The organism is Bacillus sp. JJ722, assembly GCF_036963345.1.
Classification (GTDB): domain Bacteria; phylum Bacillota; class Bacilli; order Bacillales; family DSM-1321; genus Bacillus_AD.
This window is the reverse complement of sequence record NZ_JBALMO010000413.1, coordinates 1-621: the sequence shown is the minus strand read 5'-3', so window position 1 is coordinate 621 and position 621 is coordinate 1. Positions and strand designations below refer to the sequence as shown.

Below are 621 nucleotides of genomic sequence, written 5' to 3'. Positions count from 1 at the left end.
AAATAAAGATTGATCATTTAAAATAAAGTTTGATTAAAAATTCAGTATTGTTGGATTTTTTGTTCCACAATTGTTCCAGATTGTTGAAGAATGGATTGTTCCCATATTATAAACAGGGTTATAAGCAACAGTTGCTACATGGTGTATTTATAGTGAAAATTATAAAAAAGATAATAAATTTATAACTTGTATAAATTAAATTATTTAAGAGGATAGTATTTAGAAAATAAATACGAACGTTAGTTCTTTTTTGTTTTTATTAGTCAGAAATATGTATTATAATAATTATAACTAACGAATTTTCAAATTTAGGTGGTGTTTTGTGTATTGAGAAATGAAGACAATTTTAAAATTTTATCTATAGGCGGGGGTGGTATAAAAGGTTTGTATTCTGCGGTGATCTTAGCAGATTTTGAAGAAAAATATGGGAAGTTGAGTAAGCATTTTGACTTAATTTGTGGTACTTCAACAGGTGGAATTATTGCTCTAGCAATAGCAGCAGGAATTCCAGCAAAACAAATTGTTAATTTTTACGATGAATATGGGCCTGAAATATTTCCCTATAAAGCAAAATCATTTAGACTTTGGTGCACGAAATCTACACTTATCAATATCTCTTAA

General features: G+C 27.4%; 1 protein-coding gene. It reads left to right on the top strand.

Annotation, left to right across the window (positions count from 1 at the left end; genetic code table 11):
• Positions 1-327: 327 nt before the first annotated feature.
• On the top strand, positions 328-621 hold the full coding sequence (locus V7014_RS26935) for a patatin-like phospholipase family protein (protein WP_335512169.1): 294 nt from the start codon (positions 328-330) through the stop codon (positions 619-621).